The sequence below is a fragment of the Novosphingobium sp. APW14 genome, assembly GCF_032337075.1.
Lineage (GTDB): Bacteria > Pseudomonadota > Alphaproteobacteria > Sphingomonadales > Sphingomonadaceae > Novosphingobium.
Map to the genome: position 1 here is coordinate 203,847 of NZ_JAVYAB010000003.1, position 17,985 is coordinate 221,831.

At 63.5% G+C, this 17,985-nt stretch carries 19 protein-coding genes and 1 tRNA gene; all 20 read left to right on the forward strand.

Annotated features, from left to right (window positions below):
- Positions 1-99 precede the first annotated feature (99 nt).
- Positions 100-816 (forward strand): UMP kinase, encoded by a 717-nt coding sequence (gene pyrH / locus RQP55_RS05500; protein WP_315609181.1) that lies wholly within the window; start codon positions 100-102, stop codon positions 814-816.
- Between the two features lie 4 nt (positions 817-820).
- Positions 821-1,378 carry a ribosome recycling factor gene (gene frr / locus RQP55_RS05505; RefSeq protein ID WP_315609182.1) on the forward strand — a complete coding sequence of 186 codons (558 nt, stop codon included), beginning with the start codon at positions 821-823 and terminating at the stop codon, positions 1,376-1,378.
- Between the two features lie 44 nt (positions 1,379-1,422).
- Positions 1,423-2,067 carry a polyprenyl diphosphate synthase gene (uppS, locus tag RQP55_RS05510; RefSeq protein WP_315609299.1) on the forward strand — a complete coding sequence of 215 codons (645 nt, stop codon included), beginning with the start codon at positions 1,423-1,425 and terminating at the stop codon, positions 2,065-2,067.
- Positions 2,054-2,731 (forward strand): phosphatidate cytidylyltransferase, encoded by a 678-nt coding sequence (locus tag RQP55_RS05515; RefSeq protein WP_315609183.1) that lies wholly within the window; start codon positions 2,054-2,056, stop codon positions 2,729-2,731. Before uppS ends, RQP55_RS05515 begins: the two co-directional genes overlap by 14 nt.
- The gene (locus tag RQP55_RS05520) at positions 2,731-3,888 is read left to right on the forward strand and encodes a 1-deoxy-D-xylulose-5-phosphate reductoisomerase (protein WP_315609184.1); all 1,158 of its coding nucleotides are present in this window, start codon (positions 2,731-2,733) and stop codon (positions 3,886-3,888) included. The genes RQP55_RS05515 and RQP55_RS05520 overlap by 1 nt, the downstream gene beginning before the upstream one ends.
- Positions 3,885-5,000: an RIP metalloprotease RseP gene (gene rseP, locus RQP55_RS05525; RefSeq protein WP_315609185.1), complete on the forward strand. Its 1,116-nt coding sequence runs from the start codon at positions 3,885-3,887 to the stop codon at positions 4,998-5,000. Before RQP55_RS05520 ends, rseP begins: the two co-directional genes overlap by 4 nt.
- Positions 5,001-5,149: 149 nt before the next feature.
- Positions 5,150-7,840, forward strand: a complete 2,691-nt coding sequence (bamA, locus tag RQP55_RS05530; protein ID WP_315609186.1) for an outer membrane protein assembly factor BamA — start codon at positions 5,150-5,152, stop codon at positions 7,838-7,840.
- Entirely contained in the window at positions 7,840-8,583 is a 744-nt protein-coding gene (locus RQP55_RS05535) for an OmpH family outer membrane protein (protein WP_315609187.1), read from the forward strand. Before bamA ends, RQP55_RS05535 begins: the two co-directional genes overlap by 1 nt.
- Before the next feature lie 37 nt (positions 8,584-8,620).
- A complete protein-coding gene (gene fabZ / locus RQP55_RS05540; RefSeq protein ID WP_315609300.1) occupies positions 8,621-9,100 on the forward strand; it encodes a 3-hydroxyacyl-ACP dehydratase FabZ in 480 nt (159 codons plus the stop codon).
- 208 nt (positions 9,101-9,308) lie between these two features.
- Positions 9,309-9,533 (forward strand): 50S ribosomal protein L31, encoded by a 225-nt coding sequence (gene rpmE / locus RQP55_RS05545; protein ID WP_315609188.1) that lies wholly within the window; start codon positions 9,309-9,311, stop codon positions 9,531-9,533.
- Between the two features lie 254 nt (positions 9,534-9,787).
- Positions 9,788-9,864 (forward strand) — tRNA-His (locus tag RQP55_RS05550).
- A gap of 43 nt (positions 9,865-9,907) precedes the next feature.
- Positions 9,908-10,972, forward strand: coding sequence for a Glu/Leu/Phe/Val family dehydrogenase (locus RQP55_RS05555; protein WP_315609189.1), 1,065 nt, complete (start codon positions 9,908-9,910; stop codon positions 10,970-10,972).
- A 65-nt stretch (positions 10,973-11,037) separates the two neighbouring features.
- Entirely contained in the window at positions 11,038-11,793 is a 756-nt protein-coding gene (ccmC, locus tag RQP55_RS05560; RefSeq protein ID WP_315609190.1) for a heme ABC transporter permease CcmC, read from the forward strand.
- Positions 11,786-11,926, forward strand: a complete 141-nt coding sequence (locus tag RQP55_RS05565) for a hypothetical protein (protein ID WP_315609191.1) — start codon at positions 11,786-11,788, stop codon at positions 11,924-11,926. Before ccmC ends, RQP55_RS05565 begins: the two co-directional genes overlap by 8 nt.
- A complete protein-coding gene (gene ccmE / locus RQP55_RS05570; RefSeq protein ID WP_315609192.1) occupies positions 11,923-12,369 on the forward strand; it encodes a cytochrome c maturation protein CcmE in 447 nt (148 codons plus the stop codon). The genes RQP55_RS05565 and ccmE overlap by 4 nt, the downstream gene beginning before the upstream one ends.
- On the forward strand, positions 12,366-14,309 hold the full coding sequence (locus tag RQP55_RS05575) for a heme lyase CcmF/NrfE family subunit (protein WP_315609193.1): 1,944 nt from the start codon (positions 12,366-12,368) through the stop codon (positions 14,307-14,309). The genes ccmE and RQP55_RS05575 overlap by 4 nt, the downstream gene beginning before the upstream one ends.
- The gene (locus tag RQP55_RS05580; protein WP_315609194.1) at positions 14,306-14,854 is read left to right on the forward strand and encodes a DsbE family thiol:disulfide interchange protein; all 549 of its coding nucleotides are present in this window, start codon (positions 14,306-14,308) and stop codon (positions 14,852-14,854) included. The genes RQP55_RS05575 and RQP55_RS05580 overlap by 4 nt, the downstream gene beginning before the upstream one ends.
- A complete protein-coding gene (locus tag RQP55_RS05585) occupies positions 14,851-15,264 on the forward strand; it encodes a cytochrome c-type biogenesis protein (RefSeq protein ID WP_315609195.1) in 414 nt (137 codons plus the stop codon). The genes RQP55_RS05580 and RQP55_RS05585 overlap by 4 nt, the downstream gene beginning before the upstream one ends.
- On the forward strand, positions 15,261-15,929 hold the full coding sequence (locus tag RQP55_RS05590; protein WP_315609196.1) for a tetratricopeptide repeat protein: 669 nt from the start codon (positions 15,261-15,263) through the stop codon (positions 15,927-15,929). The genes RQP55_RS05585 and RQP55_RS05590 overlap by 4 nt, the downstream gene beginning before the upstream one ends.
- Before the next feature lie 89 nt (positions 15,930-16,018).
- Positions 16,019-17,980 carry a potassium transporter Kup gene (locus RQP55_RS05595; RefSeq protein WP_315609197.1) on the forward strand — a complete coding sequence of 654 codons (1,962 nt, stop codon included), beginning with the start codon at positions 16,019-16,021 and terminating at the stop codon, positions 17,978-17,980.
- Positions 17,981-17,985: the final 5 nt, after the last annotated feature.

Sequence of the window (17,985 nt, forward strand, 5' to 3'; positions counted from 1 at the left end):
CAACCGCCTTTGCCGGGTGGTTGCAGTGCCTCATGGCTTGGCATTGGGCAGCCCTCGGTATAAGGCCGCCCAAACCCCTGTGAGAGCGATATCCAGCCCATGACCCAGCCCTATAAGCGTATCCTCCTGAAACTTTCAGGCGAAGTGCTGATGGGCCAGCAGCAGTTCGGCATTGATCCCGAATTCGTTGCCGAACTGGCGGCTGAGGTGAAAGCGGCCAAGGAATCTGGCCTTGAAATCTGTCTGGTTATCGGCGGCGGCAACATCTTCCGCGGCATGGCTGGTGCGGCCAAGGGGATGGACCGCGCGCAGGCCGATTACATGGGCATGCTGGCCACAGTGATGAACGCGCTGGCCATGCAGAACGCGCTGGAGCAGTTGGGCGTTCCGACCCGTGTCCAGTCCGCGATCGAGATGGACAAGGTTTGCGAACCGGTCATCCGTCGGCGGGCTGAACGCCACCTTGAAAAGGGCCGGGTGGTGATCTTCGCCGCCGGGGTTGGCGCACCCTATTTTACCACCGATTCCGGGGCCGCGCTGCGCGCCGCCGAGATGCGGTGCGATGCCTTGTTCAAGGGCACCTCGGTCGATGGGGTCTATGATAGCGACCCCAAGTCAAATCCGCAGGCAAAGCGTTACGATACAGTGGATTACGATACTGTTTTGGCAGATAACCTGAAGGTTATGGATGCCAGTGCTGTCGCCCTGTGCCGTGACAACAACATTCCCATCGTCGTCTTCTCGATCCGCGAAAAGGGCAACCTGGCCAAGGTGCTCGGCGGGACGGGGACGCAAACTATCGTGAAGAAGGGTTAGAACCATGGCCAAGTACGATAAGGCCGATCTCGAACGCCGCATGAAGGGCGCCGTGGAATCGCTGCGCAGCGATCTGGGCGGCCTGCGCACGGGCCGCGCCAACACGGCGCTGCTCGATCCCATCACCGTTGAGGTCTATGGAAGCAAGATGCCGCTCAACCAGGTAGCGACCGTTTCGGCGCCGGAACCGCGGCTGCTGTCGGTGCAGGTTTGGGACAAGTCGAACATTGCGCCGGTTGAAAAGGCGATCCGCTCGGCGGGCCTGGGCCTCAACCCGATCAACGATGGCAACAATATCCGGCTGCCGATCCCCGACCTGACCGAGGAACGCCGCAAGGAACTGGCCAAGCTGGTCCATTCCTATGCCGAGAAGGCCCGCGTCGCGATCCGCAATGTGCGCCGCGACGGGATCGACGCGCTCAAGGCCGATGAAACCAAGAAGGAAATCTCGGAAGACGATCGCAAGCGCGGTGAAACCGAGGTCCAGAAGCTGACCGACGACATGATCAAGGATGTCGAAACGGTCGCGGCTCAGAAGGAACAGGAAATCCTCGGCAAGTGACGGATGGGCGCGCCTCGTGCGGCGCGCGTCACGTCGCCATCATCATGGATGGCAACGGGCGCTGGGCCAAAAAGCGCCACCTGCCGCGCGCCGTAGGGCACCAGCGCGGGGTGGAAGCCGTGCGCACCCTGGTGCGTGCGGCGCGCGAGATGGGCCTCGAAGCGCTGACGCTTTACGCCTTCAGCACCGAGAACTGGCGCAGGCCGGAAGATGAGATTTCGGCCCTAATGGGGCTGCTCAAGCGCTATATCGTGGCGGATATCGACGAATTCGTGGCCAACAATGTGCAGCTGCGGATCATTGGCGATCACTCGGCACTGCCAGCCGATGTGGTGACGCTGCTCGACGATGCGGTGGCGCGGACGGCGGGCAACGACGGTACGACCCTGGTCATCGCGCTCAATTACGGTGCGCAGGATGAGATTGCCCGCGCCGCTGCCAAGGCTGCCAGCAAGGGGCCGATCACCCCCGCGGCGATTGAGGCGGAGCTTGACACTGCGGGGCTGCCGCCGCTCGACTTGCTGATCCGCACCTCTGGCGAAGTACGGCTGTCGAACTTCCTGCTGTGGCAGGCGGCCTATGCCGAAATGTGGTTCACTGACGTGCTCTGGCCGGATTTCACCCCGGACCACCTGCGCGCGGCGCTGGAGGCCTTTGGCCAACGGGAGCGGCGCTATGGCGGACGCTAAGGGCAAGAATTCCGACCTGCCGGTGCGGGCGGTCTCAGCCGTCGTCATCGTTGCGATATCGTTGACCGCGTTATGGCTGGGGGGCTGGGTCTGGTCTGGCTTTGCGATGATCGTGGCCGGCGGCGTGCTGTACGAATGGCGCGCGCTGGTGCGGGCGCTTAACCCATCACCTTTGCGCGAGACGGCCTGGACGCTGGCAGGCATCCTTTACCTGGCCCCGGCCGCAGCCATGCTGATGCTGATGCGCGAAGGCGAACGCGGCTTTGCCGACGTGCTGACGCTGATCGCCCTAGTCGCGGCAATCGACATTGGAGCCTATTTCACCGGCCGCGCACTGGGTGGGCCCAAGATTGCCCCGGCAATCAGCCCTTCCAAGACCTGGGCGGGCTTGCTGGGTGGCATTCTGGGCGCGCTGGCCGTGCTGACCCTCTCTGCCAAGCTCAGCGATGCAACTCCGGCCTGGTGGCAGGTGCTGGGGCTGGCGGTGCTGGTTGCTGTGGTGGCCCAAGCCGGTGATTTCTTTGAAAGCTGGATGAAGCGCCGTGCCGGGGTGAAGGATTCAGGCAAGTTGATCCCCGGCCATGGCGGCCTGTTCGACCGTGTCGACGGGCTGATCGCGGTCAGCTTCCTGGCCGCGCTGCTGGCGGCGCTGACTGTCCTGTAATGCGCAGGATCTCCGTCCTTGGGGCAACCGGATCGATCGGTGCCTCCACGCTCGATCTGATCCGGCGCCAGCCGGGGCAGTGGCGGGTCGTGGCGCTGACCGCGAACGGCAGTGCCGCCGACCTTGCCAAGCTGGCGCGTGAGTTTTCGGCCGAGATTGCCGTCGTTGCCGATGAAGCTGCGCTGCCGGCGCTGCGTGCGGCACTGGCGGGTACGGCGATTGCTGCCGCTGGCGGTGAGGCGGCGTTGGTAGAAGCCGCGGCGCGCCCCGCCGACCTGACGGTGGCGGCCATTGTCGGCTGTGCCGGCCTGGCTCCGACCATGGCGGCGATCGAGCAGGGACGCACGGTGGCCCTGGCCAACAAGGAAGCACTGGTTGCCGCAGGTGAGGTGATGACCGCGGCGGTTGCCCGCAGTGGTGCCACGCTATTGCCGACCGACAGCGAGCATAATGCTATTTTTCAGTGCCTTGCCGGCAATAGTTACGATCATGTCCGCTCTATCATCCTGACCGCCAGCGGCGGGCCATTCCGCGATTGGACGTTGGAACAGCTCCACGACGCGACCCCGGCTCAGGCGATCAAGCATCCCAACTGGTCGATGGGCGCCAAGATCAGCGTCGACAGCGCGACCATGTTCAACAAGGGCCTTGAACTGATCGAGGCGCATCATCTCTTCCCGGTTGGTCTCGAGAAGCTGCGGATCATTGTCCACCCGCAGTCGGTGATCCACTCAATGGTCGAATATCGCGACGGGTCGACACTGGCGCAGCTGGGGCCGTCAGATATGCGGGTGCCGATCGCTTCGTGTCTGGCCTGGCCGGCCCGCATGGACACGCCGCTGGCGCCGCTTGATCTGGCAGCAATCGGGGAATTGACCTTCCGCCCACCGGACGAGGAGCGCTTTCCCGCCACCCGCTTGTGCCGCGCGGCGGCAGAGGCTGGCGGGGCGGCCCCGGCCGTGCTCAATGCCGCCAACGAGGTTGCGGTATCCGCGTTCCTTGACGGCAAGCTTCCATTCACGCGTATTGCTGTATTGGTGGAGCAGGTGCTGGCACGCTATATCCCGCCGGCACCCGCTTCGCTGGCCGATGTCATGGCCGTCGATGCTGCAGCCCGGGCTGAAGCCCGCGGTTTTCTGGAGAAGCTAAGGCCGTGAGCGAATCCCCCTCAGTCTTGATGATGATCGGTGCCTTCCTGTTGGTGCTGGGGCCGCTGGTCGTCCTGCACGAGCTGGGGCATTATCTGGTCGGGCGGGCCTTCAAAGTGAAGGCCGATGTCTTCTCGATCGGTTTCGGCAAGGAACTGGCGGGATGGACCGACAAGCGCGGCACGCGCTGGCGGCTGGCGGCCTGGCCGCTGGGCGGTTTCGTGCAATTCGCGGGCGACATGAACGCGACGTCGGTGCCCGATCCGGAAGCGGCCAAGGCCACGCCGGAAGAAAAGCGCGGCATGTTCCAGTATGCAGCCTTGTGGCAACGCGCGCTGATCGTGCTTGCCGGGCCCTTAACGAACCTGCTTGTTGCTGTCGGCATCTTCGCAGCCTTCAACCTGGCCTATGGCGTGCCAACGGCCGCACCGGTGATCGGCGCGTTTTCGAAGGGTTCGGCGGCCGAGGCTGCCGGCTTCAAGACCGGTGACCGCATTGTCGCGGTCGACGGTGCCCGGGTCGACAGCTTTATGGACATTGCCGAACGTGTTGCGCTCTATCCTGGCCGGACCATCACCCTTGCGGCCGAGCGCGGCGGGGTCAGCTTCGTCCAGCCGGTCAAGCTTGCCACCGACGTGCAGAAGGACCGCTTTGGCAACGAGATCCGTCGCGGCCTGCTGGGTATTCGCCCGGCAGCGATGGAGTTTCAGGATGTTGGTCTGATCACGGCTGTCGCCACGGGGCTCGATCAATCGATGGGCATCATCCGCACGATGGCCGCAGGACTGGTCCAGATCGTCACGGGTGAGCGTCCGCTGGATGAGCTGGGTGGGCCAATCAAGATCGCGAAATTCTCTGGCGAGCAGTTCTCGCTCGGCTGGCTTTCGTTCGTCTCTTTCGCCGCGCTGATCTCAATTAATTTGGCATTCATTAACTTGCTGCCAATCCCCACGCTCGACGGCGGGCACCTGGCTATGTACGCGGCAGAAGCTGTCCGTCGCAAGCCGATGGGTGCGCGCAGTCAGGAGTGGGCGTTCCGCACCGGCCTGGCATTCATGCTGGCCCTGATGCTGTTCGTCACCTTGAACGACATTGCCTCGCTGTCGATCTTCGGCGGCTAGGCGTAGAGTAGGGTAAAACTACGGGCAAAACGCCGGAAGTTTGCTTGATCGGCGTGGCTGCATCGGGCAATGGCGGCGAACTGCCAGTAGCGCGCCCGCGTTATCGCCTGGGGTGGGCGAGGGCGTTGAGCATCTAGACGGGAACTGCCGTGCCGAAGAACCGAATTGCCAGCCATCGTCAGTATTCCCTTCGCATTGCCGCGGCACTGCTGGGCACTTCGATCCTTGGCGGTTTGCCGCAAGCCGCGCTGGCGCAGCAGGCACCCGTCGCCGCAACCGAAGCAGCCGCCCCGATCCAGTCGATCACGGTCACCGGTTCGCAGCGGCTCGAACCCGATACCATCCGCTCTTACATCAAGCTGCGGATCGGACAGCCATACAGCCAGCAGGCCGCTGACGGTGCGCTGAAGGACCTGTTTGCGACCGAGCTGTTTTCCGATGTGCAGCTGCGCAACGATGGCGGCAACGTTACGATCACCGTCAAGGAGAACCCGGTGATCAACCGGATTATCCTGGAGGGGAACAAGCGGCTGAAGGAGGACAAGATCCTCCCCGAAATCAAGTTGGCAGCACGCCAGATTTTCACCCGTTCCAAGGTCCGCGCTGACGTTGCCCGTATCATCGAGCTTTACAAGCGCCAGGGGCGCTTTGCGGCGCAGGTCGAGCCGAAGATGGTGCTGCTGGATCAGAACCGCGTCGATATCGTGTTCGAAATCCAGGAAGGCCCCAAGTCCAAAGTCCGCAAGATCAACATCATCGGCAACGAACAGTTTGACGATGGTGATCTGAAGGATGAAATGGTCACCAAGGAAACCGGGCTGACCAAGATCTTCAGTTCGGGCACCAGCTATGACCCGGACCGGATGGCGTTTGACCAGCAGAAGCTGCGTCAGTTCTACCTGACCAAGGGCTACGCTGATTTCCGCATCATTTCGGCGGTCGCCGAACTGACGCCGGACAAGAAGGACTTCATCCTGACCTACGTGGTCGAAGAAGGCCAGCGCTACAAATTTGGTGAGGTCAAGGTCGACAGTCAGCTGCGTGACTTCGATAGTGATCGCCTGGCCGCCCAGCTGCCAATGAAAAAGGGTGACTGGTACGACGCCAAGATGGTGGAAGACACCATCGAAAAGCTCAACGATACCGCCGGTGCCTTTGGCTATGCCTTCGCCGATGTCCGTCCGAGTTACGATCGTAACAAGGATGACCTCTCGATGGGCATCACGTTCCAGATCGCCGAGGCGCCGCGCGTTTATGTCGAGCGGATCGACGTTAACGGCAATACGCTGACCCAGGACAAGGTGGTCCGGCGCGAGTTCCGTCTCGCTGAAGGAGACGCTTTCAACTCGTTGCAGGTTAAGCGTTCGACCAGCCGCATCAACTCGCTTGGATACTTCCAGGAGAAGTTTGAAATTGAGCAAAAGTCGGGTTCGGCACCCGATCGGATCGTTCTGGAAGCCAACGTTGAAGAGAAACCCACAGGGGAACTGCAGCTTTCGGCTGGTTATTCGAGCCTTGAAAAGCTGATTTTCCAGGGATCGGTGCAGCAGCGCAACTTCCGCGGCCGCGGCCAGACCATTGGCCTTTCGCTAAGCTATTCGAACTATTCGAAGAGCGCCGAAGTCAGCTTTACCGAACCCTATCTGTTCGATCGCAACGTGTCGCTGGGCTTCAACGTCTATCGCCGCGATTACAACAGCTTCAACTACTTGAACAACGATCGCAACACGACTTACAAGCAAGCCACCACCGGCTTCCAGCTGCGCGCTGGTGTGCCGCTGACGGAATATGTCTCGGCGGTTGGCAGCTACACTTTCAACGTCGACAATGTGACGCTTGATCGCGGCCAGTTCTTTACCGACCGGGTAACCCCGGGCGTGCAGGAATGCGATGCGCTGCTGGCGGGTCGTTACCTGTGTGAAGCCATCGGCAATCGCACCAGCTCGATCCTTGGCATGTCGCTGATCTACGACACGCTCGATAGCCGCATCCGGCCTTCGCGCGGCCGGGCAGCCTCGGTGACTGCGGAATTTGCCGGTCTTGGTGGTTCGGTGAAATACGGCCGCCTGCGCGCCAACGCTTCGCAGTATTGGCCGATCGCGAAGGGCTGGATTTTCTCGGTTCGCGGCGAAGGCGGGCTGATCAAGTCGTTTGAAAACCGCGGCGCGGGTGTTGATCCTGTCCGCCTGACGGATCGCTTCTACCTGGGTGAGCCGGAAATGCGCGGCTTTGACATCCGCGGGGTCGGTCCGCGCGTGCTGCGTCAGTCGATTGTCGATGATGGCAACGGCAATCCGCTGGTGATCGATGATCGCAATTCGGTGATCGATGACGCGCTGGGTGGCCGGTACTACTATCTGGGCCACGTTGAGCTGGAAATTCCGCTGGGTTCCGGTGCCCGCGAGCTGGGCCTGCGCCCATCGATCTTCCTTGATGTCGGCTCGGTCTGGGGCGTCAACCGGCCGTTGCTGCAAGCAAGTCCGTTCCCGAACGGGATCTTCATTCCGACGCGCGATGCCAGCGGCAACCAGCTTTACCTGCAGGTTGACGAAGTTGACACCAACTGCACGGCGACCAAGACCTCGCAGGTGATCAACGCGGTTAACCCGGCTCCGGCGACCTGCCTTAGCTCGGCTGCGAACACGGCCTTGGGCAATAACGTCGGTCCATTTCAGGAAGTCTTTGTCGGCAATTCGGCGCGCCCGCGCGTCTCTGTCGGCATTGGGGTCAACTGGAATTCGCCCTTCGGGCCGTTCCGCATCGATTTCGCCAAGGTGCTGATGAAGCGCCCCGGAGACGATACCAAGAGCTTCACCTTTAACGTGGGAACACAATTCTAATGAAACTGATCCGTAATTCGGCGCTGGTCGCCGCGATCTCGCTTGCCGCGCTTTCAGCCCAGCCTGCCTCGGCCGAGAAGAAGGACAAGGACAACAAGAACGCCGCTCCGGCTGCCGCGGCCCCGGCCAGCAACGTTGTCCAGGGTATCGGCGTTGCCAACCTGCAGGCAGCCATCGCCAACACCGATGCCTACCGCGTTGCTTCGCAGCAGCGTCCGGTTACCTACAAGCCGCAGCTTGATCAGGCCCAGGCCCGCGGCAACGCGCTGGAAGCCCAGATCAAGCCAATGGTCGACCGTTTCAACGCGGCTCGCCAGGCAGCCAATACGCCGGCTCTGCAGCAGCAGCTGCAGACCCAGGCCCGCGCGATCCAGGAACTGCAGGAAAAGGGTAAGCAGGAAATCCAGCAGATCCTGCTGCCTGCCGTCCTGTCGGAAGCCTTCGTCAACGAGCAGATCGAAGACAAGCTGGACCAGGCCGTGCAGAAGGCCATGGAAAAGAGCCGCGTCAGCCTGCTGCTGCAGCCGAATGCCGTGCTGGCCCGCGCCAACGCCTATGACCTGACGGAGGAGATCGTCGCCGAACTCAACGCCCTGCTGCCGACCGCGCAGCTGGTCCCGCCGCAGGGCTGGGAACCGCGTGAAATCCGCGAAGCGCGCGCCCAGCAGGCCGCCCAGCAGGCTGGCAATCGCCCTGCCGCTGCTCCGGCCGCTCCGGCTGGTCCGCAGCCCGAAGGCCGCTAAGCAAGTCGGCCGGGGGGCAACGATGAGCGAGAGCGAAATGTCGAACCAGGCCGGCGCGGAACCTTCCGCGTCGGCCCGGGACATCCGGCAGATCCTGAACGCCCTGCCGCACCGTTATCCGCTGCTGTTGGTGGACCGCGTCAAGTCGATGGAAATCGGCGAGAGCATCCACGCAGTAAAGGCGGTCAGCTTTAACGAGCAGTTTTTCCAGGGCCACTTCCCGGGTCGCCCGATTATGCCGGGCGTGTTGCAGATCGAGGCGCTGGCCCAGGCTGCGGCAATCCTGGCGATTGAGTCGCTGGAATTGGCCGGATCGAATAAGCTGGTTTACTTCATGGCGATCGAGGAAGCGAAATTCCGCGCGCCGGTAGAGCCAGGTGTCCTGCTCGATCTCGAAGTCGGCTTCGTCCAGAAGCGGGCCCGGGTCTGCAAGTTCTGGGGCAAGGCTTCGATCGAAGGCAAGGTGACCTGCGAAGTGCAGTTCACCGCCATGATCGCGGATCCGCCTGAGTCTTGATTGTTGAGGATGAGCCATCCGGCTTATCCTTGCATTGCCGGCCCGCGCCCCTGGCCCAACCACCCACAGGGTACCTTTATCGGGTGGTTTGGCTGAGGGCGGGCTGGCTAGGCCACAGCCGACAGGCTGGACAAGAATCAAAAGCGAGGCTAAGCGCCGCGCTTCCTTTTCAGGCCGGTCGGAACCGGCCCTAGCGAAAGATTGAACGATGAAGCCCGATATCCATCCCGATTATCACATGATCAAGGTGCAGATGACCGACGGCACCGTGTTCGAAACCCGCTCCACCTGGGGCAAGGAAGGCGACACGCTGGCTCTGGAAATCGACCCCACGTCGCACCCGGCATGGACCGGCGGCACCCGCCAGCTTGATCAGGGCGGCCGCGTTGCCCAGTTCAACAAGCGCTTCGGCGGGCTTACGCTCAAGAAGTAAGCCAGGTTCCTCTGGAATCGGTGAAGGGCGGCCATTGGCCGCCCTTTTGCTATGCGGCGAAGGCATGGTGATTCGCCAGCCAGACAGGGCGAGATGGCCCACGTAATTTAATTTCACGCATGGTTGCTACTTGCGATTTTTCGCTTCCCATCGGGCAGGTCCTGTGCAAGAGGGCGCGCCTCTCCCAATCGCTGCTTGCGAGGGACGCGGGCGCTGCCTAACAGCGCGCAGTCCGGCAGGTGCCGGGGGATATGGCGATCGTAGCTCAGTTGGTTAGAGCGCCGGTTTGTGGTACCGGAGGTCGTGGGTTCGAACCCCATCGATCGCCCCATTTTCCCCTTTCATCCTTCGCCCCCGGACAGAAGGAGACGCGCGTGCCTGCGATCTGGGAAGAAGCCGATTTCGACGATCACGAATTGGTCGAGGTGGTACGCGATCGGGCCAGTGGGCTGACAGCGATTATCGCGCTGCATTCAACCCATCTTGGGCCCGGTGCTGGCGGTACCCGTTTCTGGCATTATGCCGACCCAGCCATGGCCATGCGCGATGCGCTGCGCCTGTCGCGCGGGATGAGCTACAAGAACGCCATGGCTGGCCTGCCGATGGGCGGAGGCAAGGCAGTGATCCTGGCCGATCCGGGCGCCAACAAGACGCCGGAGCTGCTGGCCGCCTTTGGCCGCGCGATCGACGCGCTGGGCGGGCGCTATGTCACTGCCGAAGATGTTGGGATGAGCGAGGCAGACATGGTCGCCATTTCGCAGCAGACCCGCCATGTCACCGGCCTGCCCGCCGCAGGTAACGGCCAGGCCGGCGGCGATCCGGGACCGTTCACGGCACGCGGAATTTTTTATGGTATCAAGGCGGCGGTCGCTCACAAATTGGGCGCAGATAGCCTGGCCGGCGTCCATGTTGCGATCCAAGGCACCGGCAGCGTTGGCGGCGGTGTTGCCCGCCTGCTCGCCGGCGAAGGCGCCCGGCTGACTCTGGCCGATGTCAACGCTGATCGCGCCCGGGCGCTCGCTGCCGAGCTGGGCGGGACGGCGGTCGCGGCCGAGACGATCATGGACACCGAATGCGATGTGTTCAGCCCCAATGCCTTGGGTGCGATCCTTGACGATGCCGGGATTGCCCGGCTGCGTGCGCCGATCGTGGCGGGCGGGGCCAACAACCAGCTGGCGCGGCCCGAACACGGCCAGGTCCTCGCCGCGCGCGGGATCCTCTATGCGCCTGACTATGTGATCAACGCTGGCGGGATCATCGCCGTTGCGCTGGAATACCTTGCTCGCGAGCACGACCAGCCGAGCTCGCTGGAGGAAGTGCACCGCCGGCTGGAGGAAATCCCCGGCCGACTGACCGCGATTTGGGAAGAGAGCAAGGCCAGCGGCCGCTCGGCCGACCAGGTGGCCGACAGCATGGCGCAGACGCTGATCGGACGTTAGGCGCTTGCCCGAATCTCTGCGCCCTGCCAAAGGGCGCGGACCATTTTTCGGGCATCACTGACCCCATGCACGGCTTCGCCAATCCTGCTCGGTTCCTGCGTCTTGCGCGCTGGTTAACGCCGTTGCTGCTGGGGGCTGGCCTGGCCATCACTGGCATCACGCTGACCTGGGCTCTGCTCGCCGCACCGGCTGAGCGGTTGCAGGGCGATTCCGCGAAGATCCTGTTTGTCCACGTGCCCGCCGCCTGGTTGGGCATGGGCGGCTGGACGGCGCTGGCGATAGCCAGCCTGACCGAGTTGGTCTGGCGCCATCCGCTAGCCGCGATCGGGGCGCGGGCAATAGCCTTGCCGGGGGCGTTTTTCGCCGCGCTGTGCCTGACCACGGGCTCGCTGTGGGGGCGTCCGGCCTGGGGTACCTGGTGGGTCTGGGATGGCCGGCTGACTTCCATGCTGGTGCTGCTGTTCCTGTATCTTGCCTATATCGCGCTCGCCCAAGCGGCGGACCGCGATGGTGGGAACGGTTCGGGGCAAAGCCGCATTCCCGCGATCTTCGGGCTGGTTGGGGCGATCAACATTCCGATCATCCACTATTCGGTGCTGTGGTGGAATTCGCTGCACCAACCGCCCAGCATCGCCATGGGCAAATCGGCGATGGCGCCGGTGTTCCTTTATGGCCTGCTGGCGGCCAGTCTGGGCTTTTCGCTGATCTTCGGCGGGGTGGTGCTGGCGCGGATGCGGGCGATCCTGGCCAATGCCCAGGCCGATGCGCGTCTGCGCCGCAAAGCGCTCCAAGATGATTTTGGGGAAACTGAAGATGCGTGAGGGCCTTGATCACTGGCCGTTTATCGCCGCTTCCTTCGCGCTGGGGATCGGCGGCACGCTGGCACTCGTGGTGCAATCGTGGCTGGCGATGCGCCGCGCCGAAGCGCGTCGTGACCGGAGCCGCGGCAAGTGAAGGCCAAGCATCAACGGCTGGTCCTTGCGCTCATTGCGCTGGTGGCGCTGCTGGGCGCGGGTGCGCTTGCCGCATGGGCACTGCGCAGCCAGGCTTCGTTCTTCTACCTGCCGGCTGAATATGCCGCCAATCCGCCCGAAGCGGGCCGCGCTGTGCGGCTGGGCGGCATGGTGGAGAAGGGCTCGATCAAGACGGCTGCAGATGGTGTGACGATCAGCTTTGTCATCCATGACGACAAGGCCCGCGTCCCGGTGACGTTCAAGGGCATTGTCCCGGACCTGTTTGTTGAAGGATCGGGTGCCGTCGCCGAAGGTCGTCGCCAGCCGGACGGCAGCTTTCTGGCCGACAATGTCCTGGCCAAGCATGACGAGAACTATGTCCCGCGCGAGATGAAGGACATGACCAACGAACAGGCCCGCAAGGCCATTGCAGAGACCGAATGATCGCTGAATTCGGCCTTGCTGCCTTGTGGCTTGCTGCGGCGCTTGCCGCGCTCCAGCTGATCGCCGGGGCATTGGCGCTGACCCCGCGCGGGGCCGCGCTGGGTGCGATCGTGCGCCCGGTGGCCATGGTGCAGGGTGTGCTGGTGGCGCTGTCGTTCGCCGCGCTGGTCACGCTGTTTGCGCAGACCGACCTCTCGGTTGAGCTGGTCGCCAAGAACTCCCACTCGATGAAGCCGCTGATCTACAAGATCACCGGCACCTGGGGGAACCATGAAGGCTCGATGCTGCTGTGGGTCATGGTCATGGGCCTGTCGGGCTGCTTCGTCGCCGCGGTGGAGCGCCGGTTGCCAGAGTCGACCATGCTGGCAACGCTGGCCGGACAGGCCTTTGTCAGCCTGGGCTTCTATGCCTTCCTGCTGATTTCATCCAACCCGTTCACGCGCCTCAGTTCACCCGCGATCGAAGGGGCGGGGCTTAATCCGCTGCTGCAGGATCCTGGCCTCGCCTTCCACCCGCCGCCGCTCTACATCGGCTATGTCGGGCTGTCGGTGGCCTTCAGCTTTGCGATCGGTGCCCTGATTACCCGTGAGGTGGGGCCGGCCTTTGCCCGCGCGATGCGGCCATGGGTGCTGGGATCGTGGATCTTCCTGACGCTGGGGATCGTCGCAGGGTCTTACTGGGCCTATTATGAGCTGGGCTGGGGCGGCTGGTGGTTCTGGGACCCGGTCGAGAATGCCAGCCTGATGCCATGGCTGGCCGCAACCGCGCTGCTCCATTCGGTTTCGGTCCTGGCGGCCCGCAACGCGCTGCGCGCCTGGACGGTGATGCTGGGCGTGGTTGCCTTCTCGATGTCGATGGTCGGAACCTTTCTGGTGCGTTCGGGCATCCTGACTTCGGTCCATGCCTTTGCGGTCGATCCGGAGCGGGGCAGCTTCATCCTGGGCCTGCTGGCGCTCAATATCGGCGGCGCGCTGGTGCTGTTTGGCCTGCGCGCCTCAAGCGTGACCGAGGGTGAGCGCTTCGCTGTGACCAGCCGCGAAGGCGCGCTGGTGTTCAACAATGTCATGCTCAGCGCGATCCTGGGGATCGTGCTGGTTGGCACACTCTACCCATTGCTGGCAGAGGCGCTGGGCGCAAAGGTTTCGGTCGGTCCGCCCTATTTCAATCCGGTCAGTGCGATCTTTGCCGTGCCGATGTTGCTGGTGCTTGCGGTCGGACCGCTGCTGCGTTGGCGGCGCGATAGCCTGAAGCGGATCAGGGCACAGATTGCCGTTCCGGCGCTGCTGCTGGCTGGAACGCTGATTTGGGCGGCGAGCCAGGCCGTGGGCCTGTTGCCCGCGCTGGGCCTGGCGCTTTCAGCTGCACTGGCCGTGGCCAGCCTGCTGCCGCTCAAGGGCCGCAAGCTGCGTCAGGTCAAGCTGCCGCTGTGGGGCATGGTGATCGCGCATTTCGGGATCGCGGTCTCGCTGCTCGGTATGGCGAGCGATGTGGCCTTTACCACCGAACGGCTGGTGGCCGTGAAGCCGGGTGATGCGGTTGAAGTCGGCCCCTGGCAGGTCCAGCTGCAGCGGATCGAACCCGTCGCCGGTCCGAACTGGACCGCGCTGCGTGGCGATCTGGCGGTCAGCTACAAGGGCGGCGCGATCACCGAGCTGCACCCGGCGGCGCGGACCTTCTGGGCCCCGCCGAACGAGACCAACGAAGCCGCCCTCAAGACCCGCTGGAATGGCCAGCTTTATGCCGTGCTGGGTCAGGAATCGACCGGCGGGCGCTGGCAGCTGCGGCTGTGGTGGAAGCCGTTTGTGCCGATGATCTGGTACGGCGGCGTGCTGATCGCGCTGGGCGGATTGCTGGCCCTGTTCGGCCGCCTGGCGAGCGACCTGAAGCGCCTCGTTGCCCGCGACAAGATCGCTTACCGCCGGATGAGGCAGGGCCGATGAGCAAAGCCAAACCAGGCGCGCGCTGGACGCTGTGGTTGCCGCTGGCGATGTTCGCCGCCTTTGTGGGCCTGGTCATGATCGGGCTTTACCGCCCGGCAGACCGCGAAGTGGCGAGCGCCATGATCGGCAAGCCGCTGCCACAGTTCACGCTTCGTCCGGCAGCGGCAGACCGGCCGGGCCTTGCCCGTGCTGATCTTGCCGATGGGAAGCCGCGGTTGCTCAACATCTTTGCCTCGTGGTGCGTGCCCTGCGCGGTCGAAGCGCCGCAGCTTGCTGTGCTTAAGGCTGAAGGGGTCGAGATTGCCGGTGTGGCGATCCGCGACCGGCCCGAGGATGTTGCCACGTTCCTGGCCCGCAATGGCAATCCGTTTAGCCGGATCGGCGCGGATGACCGCTCCGAGGTCCAGCTTGGGATTGGCTCATCGGGTGTGCCAGAAACCTTCGTGATCGATGGCAAGGGCATCATCCACTATCAACACATCGGTGAAATCCGGCCAGAGCACCTGCCGCTGCTGCGCGAAAAGCTGATGGAAGCGGCGCGATGATCCGGTTCTTGCTGGCCTGTTTTGCGCTGGTCCTTGCGCTGCCCGCTGCGGCGCAGGACGGCGTGCCGCCGGCCCCCTATGCCAATGTCCAACTGTCCGATCCGGCGCAGGAGGCCAAGGCCCACGCGCTGATGCTGACGCTGCGCTGCCTGAAGTGCCAAAGCCAGTCGATCGCTGATTCCGATGCGTCGATGGCCGGAGACATGCGCAGCCTGGTGCGCGAACGGATCGCTGCGGGCGAAGATCCCGAAGCGATCCGCGCCTGGCTGGTGGAACGGTATGGGGACTATGTCAGCTATCAACCGCGGGTCACCAGCCTGACCTGGCCGCTGTATGCCATTCCGTTGGTGCTGCTGCTGATTGTCGGTCTGGTACTGCGGCGGCGCCTGCGCCGGGGAGGTGGGGCATGACCTGGGCTCTCGTTATTCTGACTGCACTGGCAGCCTTCGCACTGGCCGTGCTGCTTCGTGCCCCGCGCAAGGGGTGGGAGGCGATTGGTGCTGCGCTGCTGGTCGGCATTGCGGGCTATGCCTTCCAGGCCTCTCCCGGGCTTCCCGGCGCACCCAAGCAAGCTGCGGAGCAAGCGGCCAAGAGCGGTGCGGCGCTGGTTGAAGCGCGGCAACAACTGGCCCAGGCACAAGCAAGTGGGCAGGGGCTTAACCGCTGGATGGTGATCGGCGATGCCCTGGCCCGCAATGGGCAATATGGCGAAGCCGCGGGCGTGATCCTGGGCGCGGTTGAGCGGGATCCCAAGAACGCCGATGCCTGGCTGGCCATGGCCAATGCACTTGTCGGACACGCCGAGGGGAATCTGACTCCGGCCGCATTCTATGCCTATGGCCGTGCGGCGCAGGCCGATCCAGCACATCCAGGGCCGCCGTTCTTCCTGGGTCTGGGGCTGGCACAATCGGGCAAGCTGGCCGAGGCGCGCGGGCTTTGGGCGGAATTGCTGGCCCGCAGCCCCAAGGATGCGCCGTGGCGGGCGGACCTGGCCGAACGGCTGCAACGGCTTGATGCTTTTATCGCCATGCAGGCGCAGCAGCAGGCTGCGGCGGCGCCCGGCGTGGCCCGTTAAGCTGCGTTGCGGGTATTTCAACACACTGCTAATCGCACACACCTTGCGGCAGGGGGCGGGTCGAGTCTCGCCGAACATGGGGCGCAATGATGATTGATACCGCGAATTCCGAGAGCGGAGCTGCCGCCGCCCAGTTTGCTCACGAACATGGGCATGGGCAGGGCCATGCCCAGGGCAGCCTCGCCAAACTGGCGCTGGGAGCGATCGGCGTGGTGTTCGGCGATATCGGCACCAGCCCGCTCTATGCCTTCCGTGAAACCTTTGCCTCGCACCACGGCGTTCCGGGGATCCAGGTCGATCCGGTCCACATCCACGGGGTGCTGAGCCTGGTGTTCTGGTCGATGATGATCGTGGTGACGTTCAAGTACGTCCTGACCATCATGAAGGCCGATAACAAGGGTGAGGGCGGAAGTCTGGCCTTGCTCGCGCTGATCAACCGCAAGTCGGAAAACCGCAAGTGGACCGGCCCCTTCGTGCTGCTGGGCGTGTTCGCGACAGCGCTGTTTTATGGGGATTCGATGATCACCCCGGCCATGTCGGTGCTTTCGGCCACCGAAGGCCTGCAATACGTCAATCCGGGGTTCGAAGCCTGGATTGTGCCGATCGCCGTGGCGATCCTGTTTGGCCTGTTTGCGATCCAGTCGCGCGGGACCGAGCGCGTCGGCCGACTATTCGGGCCGATCATGCTGCTCTATTTTGCGACCCTCGCCGCGCTGGGTGTGATGCACCTGGCTGCCATGCCGCAAATCGTGCTGGAAACAATCAACCCGCTCAACGCGATCAATTTCTTCGTTACCGATGGGTTCCGGGCCTTTGTCGCGATGGGTTCGGTCGTCCTGGCGGTGACCGGGGCCGAAGCGCTGTACGCTGATATGGGCCACTTCGGGCGCAAGCCGATCGGGGTCAGCTGGATGACCTTTGTCCTGCCGGCGCTGATGCTGAACTACATGGGGCAGGGAGCAATGGTCCTGTCGCAAACGCCTGAGCAGGCCGCGTTGCTGATCAAGGATCCGTTCTTCCTGATGATCCCCGATGTAGTGCGCCTGCCGGTAATCTTCCTGGCACTGTTGGCCACGATCATCGCTAGCCAAGCGGTCATTTCCGGCGCCTTCAGCCTGACGCAGCAAGCGGTGCAACTGGGCTTCATGCCGCGCATGCAGATCAAGCATACCAGCGCCTCGGCCGCAGGGCAGATCTATATTCCGGTGATCAATTGGGGCCTGATGATCGCGGTGATCTTCCTGGTGCTGTTCTTCCAGTCATCCAGCAATCTGGCGGCGGCCTATGGCATTGCGGTGACGGGGGCGATGTTCATCGACACGATCCTGCTGGCGGCCGTGCTGGTTAGCCTGTGGCGTTGGCCGCTTTGGAAGGCTGCCCCGCTGGTGGGGGCCTTTATCATTGTCGACATGGCCTATCTCGGTGCCAACCTGCTCAAGGTGCCTTCGGGCGGGTGGGTGCCACTGGTTATCGGCCTGGCGATCTTTACCCTGCTGACCTCGTGGTCGCGCGGGCGGGCGCTGATGCGGGCATCAATGGCCGAAGGCGCGATCCCGATGGAGGTCTTCGCCAAGAGCGCGCATTCCAGCGCGACGCGGGTGCCGGGTACGGCGATTTTCATGGCCTCCACGGCATCGGGGGTGCCTTCGGCGTTGCTGCACAATATCAAGCACAACAAGGTGCTCCACGAACGCGTGGTGATCCTGACTGTGGCGATCCAGGACGTGCCCTTTGTTGACGAGGCGGAACGGTGCAGCGTCAAGGACCTGGGGCAGGGCTTCTACCGGATGTCGCTGCGGTATGGCTTCCTGGAAGAGACTGACGTGCCGGCTGCACTCAAGCGTTCGGACATCTGCGGCGGTCCGTTCGAAATGATGAAGACCAGCTTTTTCCTCTCGCGCCAAACGTTGCTGCCTTCGGCCAAGCCGGGCATGGCGCTGTGGCGCGAAAAGCTGTTCGCCTGGATGCTTCGCAATGCCGCCAGCGCTATGGAATTCTTCCGTCTGCCCACCAACCGCGTGGTCGAGCTGGGCAGCCAGGTCGAGATTTAGGATAC

Coding starts and splice junctions, on each gene's coding strand:
- RQP55_RS05595 (WP_315609197.1), top strand. CDS start 16,019: ATGATTGATACCGCGAATTCCGAGAGCGGAGCTGCCGCCGCCCAGTTT.
- pyrH (WP_315609181.1), top strand. CDS start 100: ATGACCCAGCCCTATAAGCGTATCCTCCTGAAACTTTCAGGCGAAGTG.
- RQP55_RS05565 (WP_315609191.1), top strand. CDS start 11,786: ATGCGTGAGGGCCTTGATCACTGGCCGTTTATCGCCGCTTCCTTCGCG.
- RQP55_RS05535 (WP_315609187.1), top strand. CDS start 7,840: ATGAAACTGATCCGTAATTCGGCGCTGGTCGCCGCGATCTCGCTTGCC.
- frr (WP_315609182.1), top strand. CDS start 821: ATGGCCAAGTACGATAAGGCCGATCTCGAACGCCGCATGAAGGGCGCC.
- RQP55_RS05515 (WP_315609183.1), top strand. CDS start 2,054: ATGGCGGACGCTAAGGGCAAGAATTCCGACCTGCCGGTGCGGGCGGTC.
- RQP55_RS05575 (WP_315609193.1), top strand. CDS start 12,366: ATGATCGCTGAATTCGGCCTTGCTGCCTTGTGGCTTGCTGCGGCGCTT.
- rpmE (WP_315609188.1), top strand. CDS start 9,309: ATGAAGCCCGATATCCATCCCGATTATCACATGATCAAGGTGCAGATG.
- RQP55_RS05590 (WP_315609196.1), top strand. CDS start 15,261: ATGACCTGGGCTCTCGTTATTCTGACTGCACTGGCAGCCTTCGCACTG.
- RQP55_RS05520 (WP_315609184.1), top strand. CDS start 2,731: ATGCGCAGGATCTCCGTCCTTGGGGCAACCGGATCGATCGGTGCCTCC.
- fabZ (WP_315609300.1), top strand. CDS start 8,621: ATGTCGAACCAGGCCGGCGCGGAACCTTCCGCGTCGGCCCGGGACATC.
- RQP55_RS05580 (WP_315609194.1), top strand. CDS start 14,306: ATGAGCAAAGCCAAACCAGGCGCGCGCTGGACGCTGTGGTTGCCGCTG.
- ccmC (WP_315609190.1), top strand. CDS start 11,038: ATGCACGGCTTCGCCAATCCTGCTCGGTTCCTGCGTCTTGCGCGCTGG.
- uppS (WP_315609299.1), top strand. CDS start 1,423: ATGGATGGCAACGGGCGCTGGGCCAAAAAGCGCCACCTGCCGCGCGCC.
- RQP55_RS05585 (WP_315609195.1), top strand. CDS start 14,851: ATGATCCGGTTCTTGCTGGCCTGTTTTGCGCTGGTCCTTGCGCTGCCC.